This window comes from Rathayibacter sp. AY1B7 (genome assembly GCF_002932735.1).
In the GTDB taxonomy this organism is placed as follows: domain Bacteria; phylum Actinomycetota; class Actinomycetes; order Actinomycetales; family Microbacteriaceae; genus Rathayibacter.
Window position 1 is genome coordinate 109,088 of record NZ_PSWK01000008.1, and the last position, 19,185, is coordinate 128,272.

Below are 19,185 nucleotides of genomic sequence, written 5' to 3' on the forward strand. Positions count from 1 at the left end.
ATGGACTCGGTCCCGCCGCCGGTCGGGCTCCGCCGCTCGCGAGAGGACACGATGACCTCGATCGACCTGCACGCCGCCCGGGTGCGGGCGCTGCTCGCGCCGCTGGCCCCGCGGGGCGCCCGCGAGACGCTGAGCTTGGAGCCGGCCGCCGTCGCCGCCGATCCGGGCGCGTACGACCGGCGGGTCCTCGCCCGCTCCGTCGACTCCCCGCTCGACCTGCCGCGCTTCGACAACTCGCAGATGGACGGCTTCGCGGTGCGGGCGGCCGACCTCGACGCGGCGGCGCCGGAGCATCCCGTCGCCCTGCCCGTCTCGGCGCCGATCCCCGCGGGTGACCGGGCGCCGCGGCACGAGCCCGGCACGGCGACACCGATCATGACCGGCTCGCCGCTGCCGGAGGGGGCCGACGCCGTCGTCCCGGTCGAGCGCGTCGATCCTCCGCGCTTCCCCGCGGCGGGCAGCGTCGCCTTCGCGCACCCGGTGGTGCCGGCGACCTTCGTCCGAGCCCGGGGCAGCGACGCCCGCCGCGGCGAGCTCGCCCTCCCGGCCGGCACGGTCCTCCGCGCGGCCCACTACGGACTCCTCGCCTCCCTCGGGCTGACCGAGGCGGAGGTGCTGCCGCGACTCCGGGTGCTCGTCGTCCCCACCGGCAACGAGATCCGTCCCGCAGGCGCCGTCCTCGAGGAGGCGCAGATCCACGACGCGAACGGCGCCCTGCTGGCCGAGGCCGTCCGCGAGGCGGGCGCGCTGCCCGTCGTCGCCGCCTGCACGAGCGACCGGGCCGAGGACCTCCTGGCGCTGCTCGAGGAGCACGCGGGCGCGGCCGACCTGGTGATCACGGTCGGCGGTGTCAGCGCGGGCGCCTACGAGGTCGTCCGCGACGCGCTCGCCCCGGCGGGCTCGGAGTTCGGCCACGTCGAGATGCAGCCGGGCGGCCCGCAGGGCCTCGGTCTCGTGCGCGTGGCCGAGGGGCTGCACCTGCCGGTCGTCTCGCTTCCCGGGAACCCGGTGAGCGCCCTGGTCTCGTTCGAGGTGTTCCTCCGGCCCATGCTGCGCTCGCTCGCGGGACGGACGCCCGCCGAGCGGCCGCGGCTCCGTGCGCGCCTCGGCACGGCGCTCGATTCGCCCGCGCACCTGCACCAGATCCGCCGCGGAGTCCTCGACGACGAGGGCCTCGTGCACCCGGTGGGCGGGCCCGGCTCGCATCTGCTGGCGTCCTACGCCCGCTCCACCGTGCTCATCCACGTCCCCGTCGGGACGGACCACGCAGCGACCGGCGACACGGTCGAGATCTGGAGGATCGATGACTGAGAGCGATCGGCTCACCCATGTGCGCGGCGACGGAGCCGTGCACATGGTCGATGTGAGCGCGAAGGAGGTCACGGCGCGCACCGCCGTCGCCGAGGGCTACGTCGAGACCTCACCCGAGGTGGTGCGGCTCCTCGAGCAGGGCGAGCTGCCCAAGGGCGAAGCGCTCGGCGTGGCGCGGATCGCCGGGATCCTCGGCGCGAAGGCGACCTCTACCCTCATCCCGCTCTGCCACCCGCTGGCGCTGGACGGCGTCGACGTGGACCTCGAGCCGCAGGACGGCCGCGTCCGGATCGAGGCGCGCGTGCGCACGACCGGGCGCACCGGCGTCGAGATGGAGGCGCTGACCGCGGTCAGCGTGGCCGCCCTCACGGTCTACGACATGATCAAGGCGGTCGATCGCGGTGCCGCGATCACCGGCATCCGTGTGCTCGCGAAGGCGGGCGGGAGGAGCGGCTCGTGGACGAGCGGAGGAACCCCGTGACGCGGCGGGCGGTGGCGGTCGTCGCCTCCACCCGTGCCGCCTCCGGCGTGTACGAGGACCGGACGGGACCGGCGCTGGAGGCCTGGTTCACCACCCGCGGCTGGGAGTCCCGGGTGGTCGTCGTGGCCGACGGCGACGCGGTGGGCGAGGCGATCGCCGACGCGATCGGCAGCGGAGTCGACGTGGTCGTGACCACCGGCGGGACGGGCGTCGCCCCGAGCGACGTCACCCCGGAGCAGACCGCCCCACTCCTGGAGCGGCCCCTGCCCGGCCTCGCCGAGGCGGTGCGCGCCAAGGGCGCCGCCCACGTCCCGACCGCCGTGCTCAGCCGCGGGCTCGCCGGCGTCAGCGGCCGCACCGTCGTGGTGAACCTCCCCGGCTCCCCCGGCGGCGTCCGCGACGGGATCGACGTGCTCGACCCGGTGATCGGGCACCTCCTCGATCAGCTCGGAGGCGGCGACCATGCCCGCTGAGCCGGTCGCCCTCGCCCGGCTCGCGGCCGAGGCCATCACCGTCGACGAGTGCGAGCAGGCGGTCGACTCCCCGACGCACGGCGCCGTCGTGACCTTCGCGGGCGTCGTCCGCGACCACGACGAGGGCCGCGGCGTGCTCCGGCTGTCCTACGAGGCGCACCCGGACGCCCCCGCCGCACTCCTCGCCTCCGCCCGCCGCATCGCCGAGCGCTGGCCCGACGTCCGGATCGCCGCCGTGCACCGGGTCGGCGACCTCGTGGTCGGCGACCTCGCCCTCGCCTGCGCCGTGGCCTCGGCCCACCGCGCGGCGGCCTTCGAAGCCTGCGCGGCACTGGTCGACGACATCAAGGCGTCGGTGCCGATCTGGAAGGAGCAGTCCTTCGTCGACGGCAGCTCGGAGTGGGTCGCGAGCCTCGGCTGATCTTCCTTCGAGCCCGTCCCCGCCGGGCTCGGCGCGGTCGGCCGGAGAGGGTGGCCACGTTTCGCAGAGCGGGGAGCGATCGCCTAGATCGATCCGCTGGCACGCGGATCGATCGTTCGGCTCGGGGGTGTTTCACACCGAGCCCGTCCCCGCCGGGCTCGGCGCAGTCACGGTGCTCGTCCCCGAGCCCGTCCCTGCCGGGCTCGGCGCAGTCGGCTTTCCAGGGCGGCTGCGATTCGCAGAGCGGGGGACGACCGCCTAGATCGATCCGCTCACCCGCGGATCGATCGTTCGGCTCGGGGGGAGAGCGAGGGGGTGGCGGGTCGACATCGGGAGGTCGCCCACTGATCCGCAAGGTCGGGGCCCGGGGTGGGACGCAGCGGATGGCGGATCCGCCGGAGGGACGGGGAGCGGAGCCGCGGGAGGACGGGGTGGGGAAACACGGGCGTCACACGGGTGGGGTTCACTGGGGGGAGACGCCCGACGGGCGCGAAACGGAGGCGCGGCATGGACCTGAACACGATCCAGCGCGTCCGGGTGGTGCGCGAGCGCTCCGAGCTGGCGGGCCGCGGGCCGCGCTCAGCGGTCATCGGAGGCGGCTCCTGGGTGTTCTCCCTCCCCCACGACCACCTCGACGAGCTCCTCGACCTGCAGGGATTCGCGTGGGAGCCGATCGTGCGCACGGACGCCGGGCTCTCGATCGCGGCGACCTGCACGCTCAGCGAGCTCGCCGCGATGCCCGACGCGGGCGACACCGCCCATCCGCTCTTCTTCCAGTGCTGCACGGCACTGCTGGGCTCCTTCAAGATCTGGAACGTCGCCACTGTCGGCGGCAACATCGCCAACGCCCTGCCCGCAGGACCGATGATCAGCCTCGCCGCCGCGCTCGACGCCACCGCCCTCGTCTGGCGGGCCGACGGCTCGGACGTCGCCGTGCCGGTCGCCGAGCTCGTGACCGGCAACATGACCACTTCCCTGGCCCGGGACGACGTCATCCGCTCGATCGAGATCCCGCTCTCCTCCCTCCGGGCGCGCACCGCGTTCCGCAAGACGGCGCTCTCCCCTCTCGGACGCTCCGGCGCCGTCGTCATCGGCCGCCTCGACACCGACGGCGCGTTCGTGCTCACGATCACCGCGGCGACCGTCCGGCCGGAGCGGCTCCGCTTCGCCGCCGTTCCCTCCTCGGCCGAGCTCGCCGCGGCCGTCGACGGCGTCGCGACCTGGTTCACCGACCCGCACGGAGCCGCCGACTGGCGCCACGCCGTCGCCCGCGTGCTCGCCGAGGAGATCCGCACCGAGCTGGCCGGAGGCGCCCGATGAGGTTCACCGTCAACGGGGAGCCGGTCGACGCCTCCCCCCGCCCCGGCCAGGTGCTGCGCACCCTCCTCCGCGACCACGAGCACTTCGAGGTGAAGAAGGGGTGCGACGCCGGCGACTGCGGCGCCTGCTCCGTCCTCGTCGACGGGACGCCGTTCCACTCCTGCCTCTACCCCGCCCACCGCGTCGAGGGCCGCGAGGTGACGACCGCGGCCGGCCTCGGCACGCCCGAGGAGCCGAGCGCGGTGCAGGAGGCGTTCGTCGAGGCCGGCGCGTTCCAGTGCGGCTTCTGCACGGCCGGCATGGTGGTCACGGCCACGGCGCTCGACGGAGTCCGCGCCGAGGACGTGCCGCGGCTGATGAAGGGCAACCTCTGCCGGTGCACGGGCTACCGCCCCATCCGCGAGGCCGTGACGGGCGCCTGCGCGTCCGGGCACGGCGCGCACGCGGCCGAGCCGTCCGGAGCGGATCGCACGGAGGCCCCGGTCCGCGGACGGCACGCGGCCCCGCCGTCGGGTCTCACCCCCGTCCGCCGCACCGGTCGCCCGTCGGCCGAGGAGTCCCGGGTCGGCCGCTCGCTCGGCGCGCCCGCCGGCCGACGGATCGTCCAGGGCCGCGAGCCGTTCACCCTCGACGTCGCCGTGCCCGGCCTGCTGCACCTGAAGGTCGTCCAGAGCCCGCACGCCCACGCGCGCATCCGCTCGATCGACACGACCGCCGCCCGCGCGATGCGGGGCGTCGTCGCGGTCCTCACCGCCGAGGACGTCCCGGACGTCCTCTACTCCACCGCCCGCCACGAGTCCCGGCTCGACGACCCGGACGACACCCGCATGCTCGACACGGTCGTCCGGTTCCGCGGGCAGCGCGTGGCCGTGGTGGTCGCGGAGTCGGTGGCCGAGGCGGGGGCGGCCTGCCGCGCCGTCGAGGTCGACTACGAGGTGCTGCCCGCCGTCTTCGACCCGGAGGAGGCGCGCTCGGCCGGCGCGCCGCTCCTGCACGCCGACAAGGATCCGATCGCCTCGCGCATCGCCCGGCCGGAGGCGAACGTCGTCGCGGAGCTCCACGGAGAGTACGGGGACGTGGCCGCCGGACTCGCGGAGGCCGACGTGGTCGTCGAGGGCCGGTACTCGACCTCCCGGGTCGCGCACACGGCGCTCGAGACCCACGGCACCATCGGCTGGCTCGAGGGCGGAGAGCTGGTGCTGCGGACCTCGACGCAGGTGCCCTTCCTCGTGCGCGACGAGATCGCGCGCCTGTTCGACCGCGATCCGTCGACCGTCCGCGTCTTCACGGCACGGGTGGGCGGCGGCTTCGGCGGCAAGCAGGAGATCCTGACGGAGGACGTCGTCGCCCTCGCCGTGCTCGCCACCGGCCGGCCCGTGCAGTTCGAGTTCACCCGGAGCGACGAGTTCACGATGGCCCCCTGCCGACACCCGATGCGGGTCGGCGTCACGCTCGGCGCCCGGCGCGACGGACGGCTGACCGCCCTCGCCGTGGACGTGCTCTCGGACACCGGCGCCTACGGCAACCACGGACCCGGCGTGATGTTCCACGGCACCTCGGAGTCGGTCGCCGTCTACAGCGCGCCCAGCAAGCGCGTCGACGCGCAGGCCGTCTACACGAACAACCTCCCCTCGGGGGCGTTCCGCGGCTACGGCCTCGGGCAGGTGATCTTCGGCATCGAGTCGGCGATGGACGATCTCGCCCGCGAGCTCGGGATCGACCCGTTCGAGCTGCGGCGGATCAACGCGGTGCGCCCGGGCGAGCCGCTGGTGGTCACGCACGTCGAGGGCGACGACATCGGCTTCGCCTCCTACGGGCTCGACCAGTGCCTCGACCTCACCGAGGCGGCACTGGCCGGCGGCGGCGGCTCCCCCGCCCCCGACGGACCGGGGTGGCGGACAGGGCAGGGCACGGCACTGGCGATGATCGCCACCATCCCACCGCGGGGCCACTTCTCGGAGGCGACCGTCACCGTCGACGCCGAGGGAGTGCTGACCATCGGCGTCGGCACGGCCGAGTTCGGCAACGGGACGACCACCGTGCACACGCAGCTGGTCGCGAGCGCCTTCCGCGCCTCGGCCGACCGGGTGCGGATCCGCCAGTCCGACACGGACGCGGCCCGCTACGACACCGGAGCGTTCGGCAGCGCCGGCACGGTGGTCGCGGGCAAGGCCGTCCACTCGGCCGCGACGCGCCTCCTCGCCGAGCTGCAGGCGCTCGCGAAGCGGCTGACCGGGCACGACGAGACCTTCGAGCCCGACGACGAGGGCCTGCTCGCTCCGGACGGCACCCGGGTCGCGTTCGCCGATCTGGTCCGCGCGGCCGGCGGACCGGTCACCGCGACCGGGAGCGAGGACGGCGCTCAGCGCTCGCTCGCGTTCAACGTCCAGGGCTTCCGGGTCGCGGTGCACGAGCCGACGGGCGAGGTGCGGATCCTGCAGTCGGTGCAGGCGGCCGACGCCGGCTTCGTGATCAACCCGGCGCAGTGCCGCGGGCAGGTCGAGGGCGGAGTGGCGCAGGCGATCGGCTCGGCGCTGTACGAGGAGGTGATCCTCGACGGCGAGGGCACCGTGACCACGGCGATCCTCCGGAACTACCACATCCCGCAGATGGCGGACGTGCCCGAGACCGAGGTGCTCTTCGCGGACACCGCCGACGAGCTCGGGCCGTTCGGCGCGAAGTCGATGAGCGAGGCGCCCTACAACCCGGTCGCCCCCGCACTCGCCAACGCCGTCCGCGACGCGATCGGCGTGCGGCCGACCGAGCTGCCGCTCTCCCGCGACCGGATCTGGCGGCTCCTGCACCCGGACGCCGCCCCGGTCGCGTCCGTCGAGGCGGAGGCGCCGCCCGGTTGAACGACGACGGGCTGAGCGCCGATCGGCTGCCGCAGCTCAGACGCGCGACGCCAGCTCCGTGCTCGCCCGGGCGACCTCGCGGGCGATCGCGTCCTCGTCCGCGTTCACCAGCCGTCCCTCCCGCACCGTCGGGCGACCCTGCACCAGGAGCAGGCTCAGCGGGGGCTGCGCTCCGAGCGCGAGGGCCGCGACCGGGTCCGCGATGCCCGCGTGCTCGATCCCGTCGATCCGCCAGAGCGCGAGGTCGGCGAGCTTGCCGACCTCGATCGAGCCGATCTCGTCCTGCCGGCCGAGCACCCGGGCCCCGCCGATGGTGGCGACCGAGAGCGCCTGCCGGGCGCTCATCCGGTCGGCGCCGGCGCGCAGGCGGTTCATCAGCACCGCGGCGCGGATCTCGGAGCCGAGCTGACCGGACTCGTTCGACGCCGCGCCGTCCACGCCGAGGCCGACCGGGGCTCCCGCAGCCAGCAGCTGCGGGATCGGCGCGATGCCCGCCGCGAGCCGGCCGTTCGAGGACGGGCAGTGCGCGACTCCGGTGCCCGTGGCCGCGAACTTCGCGATCGCGTCGGCGTCGAGGTGGACGCAGTGCGCCATCCAGACGTCGTCCCCGAGCCAGCCGAGCGACTCCAGGTGGTCGGTGGGCGAGAGGCCGAACGCCTCCCGCGTGTAGGCGTCCTCCTCCACGGTCTCGGAGCCGTGGGTGTGCAGCCGGACCCCGAGCTGACGGGCGAGGACGGCCGACTCTCGCAGCAGGTCGGTGGTCACCGAGAACGGCGAGCACGGGGCGATCGCGACCCGCACCATCGCGTCGGCGGAGGCGTCGTGGTACCGCTGGACCGCCTCTCCGCTGGCCTGGAGCGCGGCCGCCGTGGTCTCGACGGCGAAGTCCGGCGGGAGGCCGCCCAGGGACTCGCCGAGGTCCATCGACCCGCGGGTCGCGTGCAGCCGGAGGCCGAGGGTGCCGGCCGCGTCGACGATGCCGCCGACGATGTCGCCGGAGCCCCGTGGGAAGACGTAGTGGTGGTCGGCGACGGTGCTGCAGCCGGACCGGGCGAGGACGCCCATCGCGCCGAGGGCGGCGGAGCGGGTCAGGTCGGCGTCGATGCGGGACCAGGCGGGGTAGAGAGCGACCAGCCAGTCGAAGAGGATCGAGTCCTGCGCCCAGCCGCGGGTGAGCCACTGGTAGAGGTGGTGGTGCGTGTTGACGAGCCCGGGAGTGAGCAGGTGGCCGCGGCCGTCGACCCGCGTGAGCGCGATCGCCTCCTGCGCCGGCAGGCCCGTCGGGGACCGTCCGTCGAGGGCCCACGCCGGAGGGTCGCCGGCTCCGACGGCGACGATGCGGGAGTCGTCGACGACGACGTGGCCGACGGGGTGCTCGGTCCCGTGCGCGTCGACGGTGGCGACGTGGGCTCCGGTGAGGACGTGGCGCTGCATGCCCCGAGCATGGCAGCGCGGTGTTTCGCGGCCGTTTCCCGCCGGAGTGCGAGCAGGCCGGCGATCACGACGGCGCGCGGTCAGCGGAGGACGTGCGGCTCAGCGCGCCGCGTGGATCGGGCCCGAGCGCCCCGCGAGCGGCTCCCCGGACGTCCCCGTGCGCGCGGCGAGGACCTCCGCGAGGATCGACACGGCCGTCTCCTCCGGCGTCGACGCACCGATGTCCAGGCCGATCGGCGAGTGCAGGCGGGCGAGCGCCTCCTCCGTCACTCCCGCCTCGCGCAGCAGCCGCAGCCGCCGCTCGTGGGTGCGCCGCGATCCCATCGCGCCGACGTAGGCGACCGGGAGCGCGAGCGCGGTCTCGAGCAGCGGGATGTCGAACTTCTCGTCGTGCGTGAGCACCGCGATCACGGTGCGCGAGTCGACCTCGGCGCGGGCGAGGTGGTCGGACGGCCACTCGACGAGGACCTCGTCGGCGCCGGGGAAGCGCTCGGCGGTCGCGAACACCGGACGCGCGTCGCAGACGGTCACGCGGTAGCCGAGCAGGGCGCCGGCGGAGCAGAGCGCGGCGGAGAAGTCGACGGCGCCGTAGATCAGCAGGCGCGGCCGCTCGGCGTGCACGATGTAGGCGATCTCGAGCTCGGCGCTCCGGCAGGCGGTCTCGACCGTGGCCGAGCGGCCGGAGGCCAGGCGCGCCTCGCGCTCGGCGAGGATGCGGCGGGCGGTGTCCTCGTCCAGGTGCGGGCCGACGACGTCCTGGAGGCGCGTCGCTCCGGTGAGGACGAGGCCGATCAGCTCCTCCGGGCCGCCGACGACCATCGCCAGCGCGGCCGAGCGGCCGGCGCGGGCGGCGCGCAGCTCGGCGAGGACCGCGGTGGAGCCGGAGTCGACGACCTGGCCGAACACGCGCAGCTGCCCCCCGCAGGACAGGCCCGCGGCGAAGGCCGCCTCGTCGTCGAAGCCGAAGTGCTCGGACGCGCTGCCCGAGGTGCCGAGCACCTCCTGGGCCAGCGCGTACGCCTGCGCCTCGACGCAGCCGCCGGAGATCGAGCCGATCGCGCGCCCCTCCGCGTCCACCGCCATCGAGGAGCCGAGAGCGCGGGGAGCCGAGCCGAAGACGTGCGTGACCGTGACGACCGCGACGCTCCCGCCCGCCTCGACGCGCTCGAGCAGGGGGGCGGCGATGTCGAGCACGACGGCCTCCTCTTCTCGGACGGGAGGCGACGGCGCCGGGGCTGCGGGGAGGCCGGGCGGAGCCGCCGACGGGCGCTCACACGCAGGAAACATGCCGAGTATAGGGTCGATCCATGCCTGACGACGCTCCCTTCCTCGACCTCGTGATCCGCGCCTCCGATGTGCTGACCGAGAACGGCCGGCGTCCGGCCAGCATCGCGATCGCCGAGGGCCTGATCGTCGCGGTCGGCGAGCGGGACGCCCCCTGGCGGACCACGGAGGAGATCGTCCTCCCCGAGGGCCAGGTCCTGATCCCGGGGATCGTCGACACCCACGTGCATGTCAACGAGCCGGGCCGCACGGAGTGGGAGGGCTTCGCCTCCGCCACCCGCGCGGCCGCCGCCGGGGGCGTCACCACGATCATCGACATGCCGCTGAATTCGATCCCGCCGACCACGACGGTGGCGGGGCTCGAGGCCAAGCGCGCGGCCGCCGGGCCGCAGGCGCAGGTGGACGTCGGCTTCTGGGGCGGGGCGATCCCCTCGAACCTCGGCACGCTGCGCGAGCTCCACGACGCGGGCGTCTTCGGCTTCAAGTGCTTCCTCTCGCCGAGCGGCGTGGACGAGTTCCCGCACCTGAGCCGGGAGCAGCTCGTCGAGGCGATGCGCGAGATCGCCGCCTTCGACGGACTGCTGATCGTGCACGCCGAGGACCCGGCCGAGCTGGAGGCGAGCGCGCTGGAGCCCAACGCCTCCTACGGCGCGTTCGTCGACTCCCGCCCGCCCGCCTCCGAGCGCAGCGCGATCCTGCACGTGATCGAGGCCGTCCGCGAGACCGGCTGCCGCGCGCACATCCTGCACCTCTCCTCCGCCGACGCGCTGCCGCTCCTGCGCGAGGCGAAGGCCGAGGGGCTGCCGATCTCCGCCGAGACCTGCCCGCACTACCTCACCTTCGACGCCGGCTCGATCCCCGACGGCGGCACGCAGTTCAAGTGCTGCCCGCCGATCCGGGACGAGCGCAATCGCGAGCTGCTCTGGAAGGGGCTGCTCGACGGGACGATCGACATCATCGCCTCGGACCACTCCCCCGCCACCGCCGAGCTGAAGCTCCCCGCGGGCGGCGACTTCGGCGTCGCCTGGGGCGGGATCTCGGGACTCGAGCTGAGCTTCCGCGCGGTCTGGACCGGGGCCCGCGAGCGGGGCATCCCGCTCGAGCAGGTCGTCGCCTGGATGTCCACGGCGACCGCCGCGTTCGCCGGGCTCGGCCAGAAGGGCCTGCTGCACGCGGGGTCCGACGCCGACCTGGTCGCGTTCGACCCGGAGGCGCAGTGGCGCGTGGACGTCGACGCCCTCTCGCACCGGAACCCCGTCTCGGCCTACGAGGGCCGCGTCCTCCGCGGCGCCGTCGCCGCCACCTGGGTCGGCGGCCGACGCGTCACCGCCGCGACGGTCCCGCCCGCCGGGCGCCTCCTCAGCCGCCCCTGACCTCGACCCGCCGATGCCCCGCCTCCCTGACGACACCTCGGGGAGCTCCCCCGCTCACGCCGAGCGCCGCCGTGTCATCGGCAGGTTTCGAGCGTGTGAACGGAGGCGGGTCGGAGCCGCGGAGCGGGCGGATCGCACAAGACTCGGAGTCCCGGCGGCGGCTCCTCGGGATGCTCCGCCGGTGCGCGGAGCCCCCGGCAGGCGCGAGGCTGGCAGACGGGCTCGCAGGAGCCGCGAGCAGGACGGTCACCACCGCGTGACCGGGCCCGGCCGCACGGAACGGACAGGAGCGGACATGTCGATCATCCTCGGGGACCACCAGTACGGGAAGGCCGAGAACCGCGTCGTGCGGATCTACCGCGAGACCCCGCGGCACGAGATCCACGACGTCAACGTCTCCACGGCCCTCCGCGGCGACTTCGAGGCCGCGCACCGAGAGGGCGACCAGTCGGCCGTCCTGCCCACGGACACGCAGAAGCAGACGGCGTACGCCTTCGCCAAGGAGAAGGGCCTGCGCTCGATCGAGCCCTACGGCCTCGAGCTGGCCCGCCACTTCGTCGACGGCTACGAGCCCGTCCACGGCGCCCGCATCGAGATCGAGGAGTTCGCCTGGGAGCGCGTGCTGGTGGACGGGCGCGAGCACGACCACACCTGGGTCCGGAAGGGCCAGGAGACGCGGATCGCGTCGGTCACGGTCGAGGGCTCGGGCGAGGAGCGGCGGATCTGGATCACCGGCGGCTTCAAGGACCTCACGATCCTGAAGTCCACGGGGAGCGAGTTCCACGGCTTCCTCACCGACCCGTACACGGTCCTCCAGCCGACGAACGACCGGGTGATGGCGACCTCGCTGGTCGCGAAGTGGCGCTTCGCCCTGAGCGAGGACGAGATCGCGGCGATGGACTGGGAGGCGGTCTACGCGGGCGTCAAGGCGCTCATGACGAGCCGCTTCGCGACCGTGCACTCCCTCGCCCTCCAGCAGACGCTCTTCGAGATGGGGAAGGCGGTCCTGGAGGAGTACCCGCAGATCGTCGAGATCCGTCTCTCCGCGCCGAACAAGCACCACTTCGTCTACGACCTGTCGCCCTTCGGCGTCGAGAACGACAACGAGGTCTTCCACGCCGCCGACCGCCCCTACGGCCTGATCCAGGCGAGCGTCGCCCGCGACGACGCGCCGCCCGCGGGATCCGCCTGGACCGCCTACACGGGCCTGGTGTGACCGGCGCCGGGGGCGTCCACCGGGGGCACGTGCTGCACGTCGCCGGGGGTGCGACGCTCACGACCGCGCGGGAGTCGCTGGTGTCGATCCCGGACGGCGCTCTCGCCGTGGACGAGGACGGCACGATCGCCTGGGTCGGTCCGTACCGCGAGCTGCCGGACCGCTTCGCGCTCCTGCCGGTCTCCGGCGACGCCGCGTCGATCCTGCTGCCCGGCTTCGTCGACGCGCACGTGCACTTCCCCCAGACGTTCTCGACCGACGGCTTCGGCGGCGGCCAGCTGCTCGAGTGGCTCGACCGGACCGTGTTCCCGGCGGAGGCGCGGCTCGCCGACCCGGAGTTCGCCGACGTCGTCGCGCGCGCCTTCACCCGGCGACGGGTGGCCGCGGGCACGACCGCCGCGATGGTCTTCGGCTCCGCGTTCCCGGCCGCGCAGGACGCCCTCTTCGAGCGCACCCGCGAGGCGGGGCTGCGGATCGTGTCGGGGCGCGGGATCCAGACCACGGGCCCGGCCTCGGCGGCGCCCCTGATCACCTCGGAGGAGGAGGCGCTGACGCTCGCGTCGGAGGAGATCGACCGCTGGCACGGGAGGGACCCGCTCCTGCAGGTCGCGCTCGTCCCGCGGTTCTCGCTGTCCGTCACTCCCCGGACCCTCGGAGCGCTCGGCGACCTCTACGACGACGTCCGCGGACGCGGCGTCTACGTGCACAGCCACCTCAACGAGAACGACCGGCCCGGCGACGGCGAGATCGCCGCCGTGCTCGGCTCGTACGGCACCCGCAGCTACCTCGACACCTACGACGGGCTCTTCCTGCCCGGCTCCGCGCGCGGCGGCTCCTCCCTCCTCGGGCCGCGCACGATCCTCGCTCACGCCGTGCACTGCCAGGACGCGGAGCTGCACCGGATGGAGGAGACCGGCACCTCGATCGCCCACTGCCCGACCTCGCAGCAGTTCCTCGGCTCCGGCACCATGCCCTGGCGCCGGACCGTCGCCTCGGGGGTCACCGTCGCCCTCGGCACGGACGTGGGCGCGGGCGACGAGTGGCTGCTGGCGCGAGTGGCGAACGACGCCTTCAAGGTGCACCTCTCGGAGCCCGGCGACGCGGCCGTCGCCCTGCATCCGGCCGAGCTCCTGTTCACGGCGACGCTCGCCGGCGCGCGGGCGCTCGACCAGGAGGACCGGTTCGGCAGCCTCGACCCCGGGAAGGACGCGGACTTCCTCCGCATCGAGCCCGACCGGTGGGAGCCGCTCGCCGACGTCCTCGCCCACGGGATCCGCGCGGACGACGAGGAGGAGGCGACGGCCCAGCTGCTCTTCGCCCTGCTGATGACCCTGCGCGAGCCGGCGATCGCCGCGGTGTACGTCCGGGGCAGGCGGATCGTGGCTCCGGAGTGACGGGGCCGGCCCGGGAAGCGCGGTGCGGACCGCGCGCACCCGGCCGTCAGCGCAGGCGCAGCGCCAGGAACAGGTCGGCGCGGTCCGCGGTGTCCGACAGGTCGCGCTGCGTCAGCTCCTCCACCCTCGCGATGCGGTACCGCACCGTGTTCAGGTGCAGGTGCGTCTGCTCCGCCGTGCGCACCCACGAGCCGCCGCAGTCGAGGAACGCCGCGAGCGTGGCGACCAGCTGCGAGCCGTAGCGCGCGTCGTGCTCGACGAGCCGCCCGAGCACCAGCTCGACGAACACCGAGCGCAGGTGGTCGGGGACCGCGCTCAGCAGCTGCACGGCGGAGGTGACCTCCCCGGAGTCGCTGACCCGCACCGGAGCGTCGTCGCCCGGAGAGCCCGACAGCAGCATCCCGTAGCGTGCCGAGCGGAGGGCGCCGCCGAGCGCGGGCAGCGGAGTCGCGGCGCTCGTCCCGACGCGCAGCACGGCGCCCGGCCACGCGGCTCCCGCTCGTCGCAGCGCCGAGATGACGACGGCGAGCGGATCCGCGCCGGTGGGGGTCGCATCGGTCGCCTCGGTGGGCAGCACCGCCACCGCGCAGCCCTGGGCGTCGCGTCCGACCACGGCGCGGCCCAGGTGCGCGGCGGCGTCGACCAGGACACGGCGCGCCAGGTCCGGGGGCGCGTCGCCCTCGAACTCGGCGGCGACCACGGCGCACCGCCCGGCGCCGCCGAGTCCGAGCTGCCGCAGGTACACCGCGGCCTCGGGCTGCTCGCTGTCCTCCTCCACGAGCTCGAGCAGGCGGTCGGCGAGAGCGGAGTCGGCCGAGAGCGCCGCCTCCCGCTGCAGCCGGTAGACCCCCACGACTCCGGCGAGCTCGGTCACGGCGTCGAGTACTGCGGCGGGCCAGTCGTTCCAGTCGCCCCCGACGACGACCAGCCAGGAGGTGGCGCGGTGCTCGCCCGCGCCTGCGACGGTGAGGACCGACAGGGCGCCGCCGCGGGCGTCCGCGACCACGACCGGGCTGCGCCGGGCCGTGAGCGCCGCGTGCACGACCCGCTCGATCTCCCCCAGCCCCAGGGGCGAGGCGGAGGCCGCGGTCCGGCCGGTCGCGGTCAGCACCGACACGGGGAGTCCGAGCTCGCGCGAGGTGCGCGTGACGAGCTCGTCGAGCTGCTGCCCCCGGTAGACCTCGGTCAGCAGCTCCCGCTGGCGGGCGAGGGCGGCCGTCAGCCGGGCCACGCGGTCGCCGGCGAGGGCGTTCGACAGGTGCGCCGTGATCGCGCCGAACGACACATCGGCCGGCACGGCGATCAGCGGGACGTCGTGCTCGCGGCAGGCGACGACGAGGTCGTCCGGCACGAAGCCCAGCAGCCCCTCGCCGGCGAGCAGAGCGCTGGCACCCGAGTCCGCGACCGCGGCGACGAAGGCCGCGCTGTCCTGGGCGTCCCGACGCCAGACCAGACCGGTCAGCACCAGCTGGTCGCGCGAGATGTAGCGGCGCGGGTCGAGGAGATCGGTCGTGAAGATGCCGTCGACCGGCCGCGCGAGCGCTCCGTCGCCGGCGACCAGCACGCGCAGCCGCAGCTGCGGCGCGTCGAGGACGTCCTGCAGCTGCATCAGCTGCCCCGGTAGGTCGAGTAGGCGAAGGGGCTGAGCAGGAGCGGGATGTGGAAGTGCGCCTCCTCGTCGTCGAGGCGGAAGGCGACGACGACCTCGGGGTAGAACGACTCGGTGCCCGAGGCGGCGAACCAGACGCCGGTGTCGAAGACGACCCGGTGCACCCCGGCGGCCAGGCGCTCCGGCCCGAAGGCCGCCACGCGGCCGTCGTCGTCGGTGCGGGCCTCGGCGAGGCGCTCCCAGCCGGAGCCGGCACGGGCGTCGAGAGCCACCGGGACCCCGCGCGCGGGGCGGCCGCGGACGGCGTCGAGCACGTGGGTGGTGACGCGGCTGGCGTGCCCGCTCATCGTGCGGCCTCCGCCCGGACGAGGCGCCCGTCGTCGAGGCCGCGGACCCGCAGCACCGTGATCTCCCGCAGCTGCTCCGCGACGATGCGGGCCTCCGTCTCGTCGTCGAGCCCGAGTCTCCGCTCCAGCTCCGCGACGACCTCGGCCCGGTCGCGGCCGGCCGCGCGGAGGAGGAACACGCGCCCGAACCGCTCCTCGTAGGCGCGGTTGCCGGCCAGCAGCCGCCGGGTCAGCTCCTCGTCGCCCGTGCGGCTCGCCGCCTGCTCCGCGGCCGAGAACGCGGAGGAGCGCCCCGCGCCCGCGTGCCGCTCGCCGATCCGGGGGTGGTCGGCCAGCGCCGCCTCCACCTCCTCCTCGGTGAGCGTGCGCGCGGCCCGCTCGGCCGCGTCGGCGAGCGCGTCGGCCGACGGGTAGGGCGCGCCGGAGGCGACCTCGTCGGCCCAGCGGGGGACGGCGAGGCACGCGAGCAGCACGTCGCGGGCGGTCTCGGATCGGGTGTCGGTCATGCGGTCTCCTTCGTCCGGCGGAGCAGGGGCTCGGCCTGCGGCACGATGGTCGGATGGATCTGGTCGGGAGTCGGGACCTCGTCGGGCTGGTGCTCGCGGCGGGTGCGGGGCGCCGGGCGGGCGGCCCGAAGGCGCTGCGGCGCGACGCGGCGGGAGTTCCCTGGGTGGAGCGGGCCGCCGAGAGGCTCCGCGCGGTGGGCTGCGGGCGGGTGCTCGTGGTCCTGGGCGCGGAGGGCGGACGGGCGCGCCTCCTGGTGCCGCCGTCCGCGGACGTGGTCGTCGCGGCCGAGTGGGAGAGCGGCCTCTCGGCGTCGCTCCGCGCGGGTCTCGCCGCGGCCGAGGGCGTCGCCGCGCTGGTCGCCCTGGTCGACCTGCCCGAGGAGCCGCCGAGCGTGGGGGCCCGGCTGCTCGCGGAGGCGCCGGTCGCGCCGGACGTGCTCGCCCGCGCGGTCTTCCGCGGTCGGCCCGGTCATCCGGTGCTGCTGGGACGGGACCACTGGCCGGAGCTCCTCGAGGGCGTGCACGGCGACTCCGGCGCGCGCGACCTGCTCCGCGCGAGGGGCGCGCGGGGGGTGGAGTGCGGCGATCTGTGGTCGGGAGCCGACCGCGACGGGCCGGACTGAGCGGTTCACGCCAGGCCCGCGTCGTCGAGGGCGGCGGCCAGCGCCCGCCAGGCCAGCGTCGCGCAGACGGAGCGGACGGGGTTGCCCGCCACCGCGAGCAGCGCCTGCTCCTCGCCGGCGAGTGCACCCTCCCGGTGCGCCATTGCCGCGAGGAACGCGTCGATCCGCTCCCGCATGTCCGACGCCGGCAGCCCGTCGAGACCGTCCACGAGCAGCGACGCGGATCCCCGCGAGACCTCGCACCCCCGCCCGCTCCAGGCGAGGCGCACCTGCTCCGCGCCGCCGTCGACGCGCAGCTCGATCCGGTCGCCGCAGGTGAGGGTGATCAGCTCGGCCCGGCCGAGGGCCGGAGTCGGGTCAGCCTGCCCGACGGGGTCCTTGGCGTGCGCGCGGATCAGCTCCGCCGCCTCGCTCACGGCCGGTCCTCCAGCTCGGCGAGCTCCGCGTAGGCCGTGCTGATCCCGGCGATCCGCTCGCGCGACTCCCTCGGCGACGCCCCGAGCACTCCGGAGGCCACGAGCGCGACCGCGCTCATCGCCGCCGCGTAGCTGTCCAGCGCCGTGCCGCTGTCGACCGGGCACTCCAGCCAGACCGCCGCGTGCTCCGCGTAGCGCCGGGCGGGCGGATCCGCGAGGAGCACCACGGGCACCTCGCGCGCGGCGAGCGTCCCGATCAGGGCCGCGAAGGAGGCGGGGCGGCGGCGGAAGCCGACCAGCACCACGACGTCCTCGGCTCCGAGCCCCTCGAGCTCCTCACCGAGCGACTGGCCGGGCTGCGGGGCGATCCGGACGCGTCCGCGCGCCTGCGCGAGCTGCTGGCGCAGGTGCAGCGCCACCGGGTAGCTGTTGCGCAGTCCGATCACGACGACCTCGCGCGCTCCCGCGATCAGCCGCACCGCCTCCTCCAGCCGTCCGTCGCCGAACGCGGCGGCCAGCCGAGCCAGGTTCGCCCGCTCGCTCTCGAGGTGCGCGGCGAGCGGATCCCCCTGTCCCTGCGCGGGACCGACCGGCACACCGGAGGACCGCAGCGCCCGGGCGTGCTCGCGCACCTCCTGCGAGTTCGAGAACCCCAGGCGGCGGAACAGCCGCGAGACCGTGGCCTTGGACACTCCGCTGTGCTGGGCGAGCTCGGTCGCCGTGTAGACGGCCAGGTCGCCGAGGTGGTCGAGGATGAAGTCGGCCGCCCGCTGCTCCTGCCGAGACAGCGCGGCGTAGCCGGCATCGATGCGGTGACCGATGCTCGTCGAGGGGGCCGGGGCGGGGGTCACGCGGTCGGCGTCCCGTCGGCGAGCGCCAGCACGGCCGCCTCGAACGCGTCGAGCGCGGTCGCGACGTCGGCCTCGGTCACGTTCTCGTCCGGGTGGTGGCTGACGCCGCCCTCGCAGCGGAGGAAGAGCATCGCGTACTCGGCGAGGTCGGCGACCGCCATCGCGTCGTGGCCGGCCTTGGAGAACAGCACCATCGGCTCCGCGTCCCCGGTCGCGCGGATGCCCGCGCGCACGACGTCCTGCAGCCGAGAGGAGGCGACGACCGCGGGGGCCGAATGGGTCTCCTCCACCGTCAGCGCGAGACGGCGGAGCGACGCCGACTCCGACATCGCGTGCTCGATGGCGTCCCACGCCGCGTCGCGCTGGGCGTCGGTCTCGGCGCGGAGGTCGAGGCTGAACTCGACCCGGCCGGGGATGACGTTGACCGCGCCCGGGAAGGTCTCGAGCCGGCCGACCGTGGCGATCACGCCCTGCTCCCGCGCGATGCGCTCCACCGCGAGCACGGCCTCGGCCGCCCCGGTGAGCGCGTCGCGGCGGCGGTCGAGCGGAACTCCGCCCGCGTGCCCGGCCTTGCCGGTGAGGGTGAGTGCGAAGCGGCGGGCGCCCGCTATCGAGGAGACCACGGCGAGGGCGCGGTCCGCCTCCTCCAGGTAGGGGCCCTGCTCGATGTGCGCCTCGAGGTAGGCGAGAACGTCCTGCGCGTCGCGCGCGGCGGTGCGGATGCGCGAGGGGTCCAGCCCGAACTCGTGGAACGCCTCGACGAGCGTCGTCCCGTCGGCGTCCTCGAGCTCCCACCAGTGCTCGTCCCAGGTGCCGGCGAGGGCGCGGGAGCCGAGGAGCGCTGTGCCGAAGCGGGTGCCCTCCTCGTCGCCGAACGCGACGACCTCGACGGCGAACGGCAGGCGCCGGCCCGCCCCGTGCAGGCGCGACACCACGGCGATCGCGAGCATCACGCCGAGGATCCCGTCGTAGCGGCCCGCGTCGGGCACCGTGTCGAGGTGCGAGCCGAGCAGAAGCGCCGAGAGTCCCGGAGTCGCGCCCTCGTAGCGGCCGCACTGGTTGCCGGCCGCGTCCTGCCAGGTGCGCATGCCCGCCTCGGTCATCCAACGCGCGGCCATCGCGTTCACCCGGGCGTGCTCGGGCGAGAGGTAGACCCGCTCGATGCCGTCGCGGCTGGAGGAGACCGCGGCGAGCTCGTCGCAGCGGGCCATGATCGCGGCGGCGTCGAGGGCGGGCGCGGCCGTGAGGCACCTCGCCGAGCTGCACGTGCG

18 protein-coding genes are annotated in these 19,185 nt (G+C 75.2%); 10 read left to right on the forward strand and 8 right to left on the reverse strand.

Annotated elements, in window-relative coordinates:
* Window positions 1-51 precede the first annotated feature (51 nt).
* From glp to C5C95_RS06715, 6 genes are all read left to right on the forward strand, one after another.
* Window positions 52-1,311 carry a gephyrin-like molybdotransferase Glp gene (gene glp, locus C5C95_RS06690; protein ID WP_104324106.1) on the forward strand — a complete coding sequence of 420 codons (1,260 nt, stop codon included), beginning with the start codon at window positions 52-54 and terminating at the stop codon, window positions 1,309-1,311.
* Entirely contained in the window at window positions 1,304-1,792 is a 489-nt protein-coding gene (gene moaC / locus C5C95_RS06695; RefSeq protein WP_104232482.1) for a cyclic pyranopterin monophosphate synthase MoaC, read from the forward strand. The genes glp and moaC overlap by 8 nt, the downstream gene beginning before the upstream one ends.
* Window positions 1,768-2,265, forward strand: coding sequence for a molybdenum cofactor biosynthesis protein B (locus C5C95_RS06700; protein WP_244229433.1), 498 nt, complete (start codon window positions 1,768-1,770; stop codon window positions 2,263-2,265). Before moaC ends, C5C95_RS06700 begins: the two co-directional genes overlap by 25 nt.
* On the forward strand, window positions 2,255-2,686 hold the full coding sequence (locus C5C95_RS06705; protein WP_104226891.1) for a molybdenum cofactor biosynthesis protein MoaE: 432 nt from the start codon (window positions 2,255-2,257) through the stop codon (window positions 2,684-2,686). Before C5C95_RS06700 ends, C5C95_RS06705 begins: the two co-directional genes overlap by 11 nt.
* A gap of 507 nt (window positions 2,687-3,193) precedes the next feature.
* Window positions 3,194-4,006, forward strand: coding sequence for an FAD binding domain-containing protein (locus tag C5C95_RS06710; RefSeq protein WP_104324092.1), 813 nt, complete (start codon window positions 3,194-3,196; stop codon window positions 4,004-4,006).
* Window positions 4,003-6,861 (forward strand): molybdopterin cofactor-binding domain-containing protein, encoded by a 2,859-nt coding sequence (locus tag C5C95_RS06715; protein WP_104324093.1) that lies wholly within the window; start codon window positions 4,003-4,005, stop codon window positions 6,859-6,861. Before C5C95_RS06710 ends, C5C95_RS06715 begins: the two co-directional genes overlap by 4 nt.
* Window positions 6,862-6,897: 36 nt before the next feature.
* On the opposite strand, the gene C5C95_RS06720 is transcribed toward C5C95_RS06715, so the two are convergent.
* Window positions 6,898-8,295 carry an 8-oxoguanine deaminase gene (locus tag C5C95_RS06720; protein WP_104324094.1) on the reverse strand — a complete coding sequence of 466 codons (1,398 nt, stop codon included), beginning with the start codon at window positions 8,293-8,295 and terminating at the stop codon, window positions 6,898-6,900.
* Window positions 8,296-8,394: 99 nt separating this feature from the next.
* Entirely contained in the window at window positions 8,395-9,489 is a 1,095-nt protein-coding gene (locus tag C5C95_RS06725; RefSeq protein ID WP_219814745.1) for an XdhC family protein, read from the reverse strand.
* Window positions 9,490-9,602: 113 nt separating this feature from the next.
* On the opposite strand from C5C95_RS06725, the gene allB reads away from it, so the two are divergent.
* The 3 genes from allB (at window position 9,603) to C5C95_RS06740 (ending at window position 13,562) form a co-directional block, all read left to right on the forward strand.
* Complete coding sequence (gene allB / locus C5C95_RS06730; protein ID WP_104324096.1) at window positions 9,603-10,952, forward strand: allantoinase AllB; 1,350 nt, start codon at window positions 9,603-9,605, stop codon at window positions 10,950-10,952.
* A gap of 295 nt (window positions 10,953-11,247) precedes the next feature.
* On the forward strand, window positions 11,248-12,168 hold the full coding sequence (gene pucL, locus C5C95_RS06735; RefSeq protein ID WP_104324097.1) for a factor-independent urate hydroxylase: 921 nt from the start codon (window positions 11,248-11,250) through the stop codon (window positions 12,166-12,168).
* Entirely contained in the window at window positions 12,165-13,562 is a 1,398-nt protein-coding gene (locus C5C95_RS06740; protein ID WP_104324098.1) for an amidohydrolase family protein, read from the forward strand. The genes pucL and C5C95_RS06740 overlap by 4 nt, the downstream gene beginning before the upstream one ends.
* Before the next feature lie 46 nt (window positions 13,563-13,608).
* Here C5C95_RS06740 and C5C95_RS06745 read toward each other — a convergent pair whose 3' ends face one another.
* The 3 genes from C5C95_RS06745 to uraD are packed head-to-tail and all read right to left on the reverse strand — an operon-like array spanning window position 13,609 to window position 16,024.
* A complete protein-coding gene (locus C5C95_RS06745; protein ID WP_104324099.1) occupies window positions 13,609-15,171 on the reverse strand; it encodes a PucR family transcriptional regulator in 1,563 nt (520 codons plus the stop codon).
* A complete protein-coding gene (gene uraH / locus C5C95_RS06750) occupies window positions 15,171-15,518 on the reverse strand; it encodes a hydroxyisourate hydrolase (RefSeq protein ID WP_104262995.1) in 348 nt (115 codons plus the stop codon). Before uraH ends, C5C95_RS06745 begins: the two co-directional genes overlap by 1 nt.
* On the reverse strand, window positions 15,515-16,024 hold the full coding sequence (uraD, locus tag C5C95_RS06755; RefSeq protein WP_104234584.1) for a 2-oxo-4-hydroxy-4-carboxy-5-ureidoimidazoline decarboxylase: 510 nt from the start codon (window positions 16,022-16,024) through the stop codon (window positions 15,515-15,517). Before uraD ends, uraH begins: the two co-directional genes overlap by 4 nt.
* A gap of 53 nt (window positions 16,025-16,077) precedes the next feature.
* On the opposite strand from uraD, the gene C5C95_RS06760 reads away from it, so the two are divergent.
* Entirely contained in the window at window positions 16,078-16,647 is a 570-nt protein-coding gene (locus tag C5C95_RS06760; RefSeq protein ID WP_104226649.1) for an NTP transferase domain-containing protein, read from the forward strand.
* A gap of 5 nt (window positions 16,648-16,652) precedes the next feature.
* Here C5C95_RS06760 and C5C95_RS06765 read toward each other — a convergent pair whose 3' ends face one another.
* The 3 genes from C5C95_RS06765 to C5C95_RS06775 form a co-directional block, all read right to left on the reverse strand.
* Window positions 16,653-17,063 carry an iron-sulfur cluster assembly scaffold protein gene (locus C5C95_RS06765; protein ID WP_104324100.1) on the reverse strand — a complete coding sequence of 137 codons (411 nt, stop codon included), beginning with the start codon at window positions 17,061-17,063 and terminating at the stop codon, window positions 16,653-16,655.
* Window positions 17,060-17,914 carry a MurR/RpiR family transcriptional regulator gene (locus C5C95_RS06770; RefSeq protein WP_219812189.1) on the reverse strand — a complete coding sequence of 285 codons (855 nt, stop codon included), beginning with the start codon at window positions 17,912-17,914 and terminating at the stop codon, window positions 17,060-17,062. Before C5C95_RS06770 ends, C5C95_RS06765 begins: the two co-directional genes overlap by 4 nt.
* On the reverse strand, window positions 17,911-19,185 hold a 1,275-nt coding region (locus C5C95_RS06775; RefSeq protein WP_258072634.1), incomplete at its 5' end, for an allantoate amidohydrolase. The genes C5C95_RS06775 and C5C95_RS06770, both read right to left, overlap by 4 nt.

Bases quoted from the DNA above. Each gene is read 5' to 3' on its own strand.
- moaC (WP_104232482.1), top strand. From the start codon at position 1,304: ATGACTGAGAGCGATCGGCTCACCCATGTGCGCGGCGACGGAGCCGTG.
- uraH (WP_104262995.1), bottom strand. From the start codon at position 15,518: ATGAGCGGGCACGCCAGCCGCGTCACCACCCACGTGCTCGACGCCGTC.
- C5C95_RS06720 (WP_104324094.1), bottom strand. From the start codon at position 8,295: ATGCAGCGCCACGTCCTCACCGGAGCCCACGTCGCCACCGTCGACGCG.
- pucL (WP_104324097.1), top strand. From the start codon at position 11,248: ATGTCGATCATCCTCGGGGACCACCAGTACGGGAAGGCCGAGAACCGC.
- C5C95_RS06710 (WP_104324092.1), top strand. From the start codon at position 3,194: ATGGACCTGAACACGATCCAGCGCGTCCGGGTGGTGCGCGAGCGCTCC.
- C5C95_RS06760 (WP_104226649.1), top strand. From the start codon at position 16,078: ATGGATCTGGTCGGGAGTCGGGACCTCGTCGGGCTGGTGCTCGCGGCG.
- C5C95_RS06705 (WP_104226891.1), top strand. From the start codon at position 2,255: ATGCCCGCTGAGCCGGTCGCCCTCGCCCGGCTCGCGGCCGAGGCCATC.
- C5C95_RS06745 (WP_104324099.1), bottom strand. From the start codon at position 15,171: ATGCAGCTGCAGGACGTCCTCGACGCGCCGCAGCTGCGGCTGCGCGTG.
- glp (WP_104324106.1), top strand. From the start codon at position 52: ATGACCTCGATCGACCTGCACGCCGCCCGGGTGCGGGCGCTGCTCGCG.
- allB (WP_104324096.1), top strand. From the start codon at position 9,603: ATGCCTGACGACGCTCCCTTCCTCGACCTCGTGATCCGCGCCTCCGAT.
- C5C95_RS06715 (WP_104324093.1), top strand. From the start codon at position 4,003: ATGAGGTTCACCGTCAACGGGGAGCCGGTCGACGCCTCCCCCCGCCCC.
- uraD (WP_104234584.1), bottom strand. From the start codon at position 16,024: ATGACCGACACCCGATCCGAGACCGCCCGCGACGTGCTGCTCGCGTGC.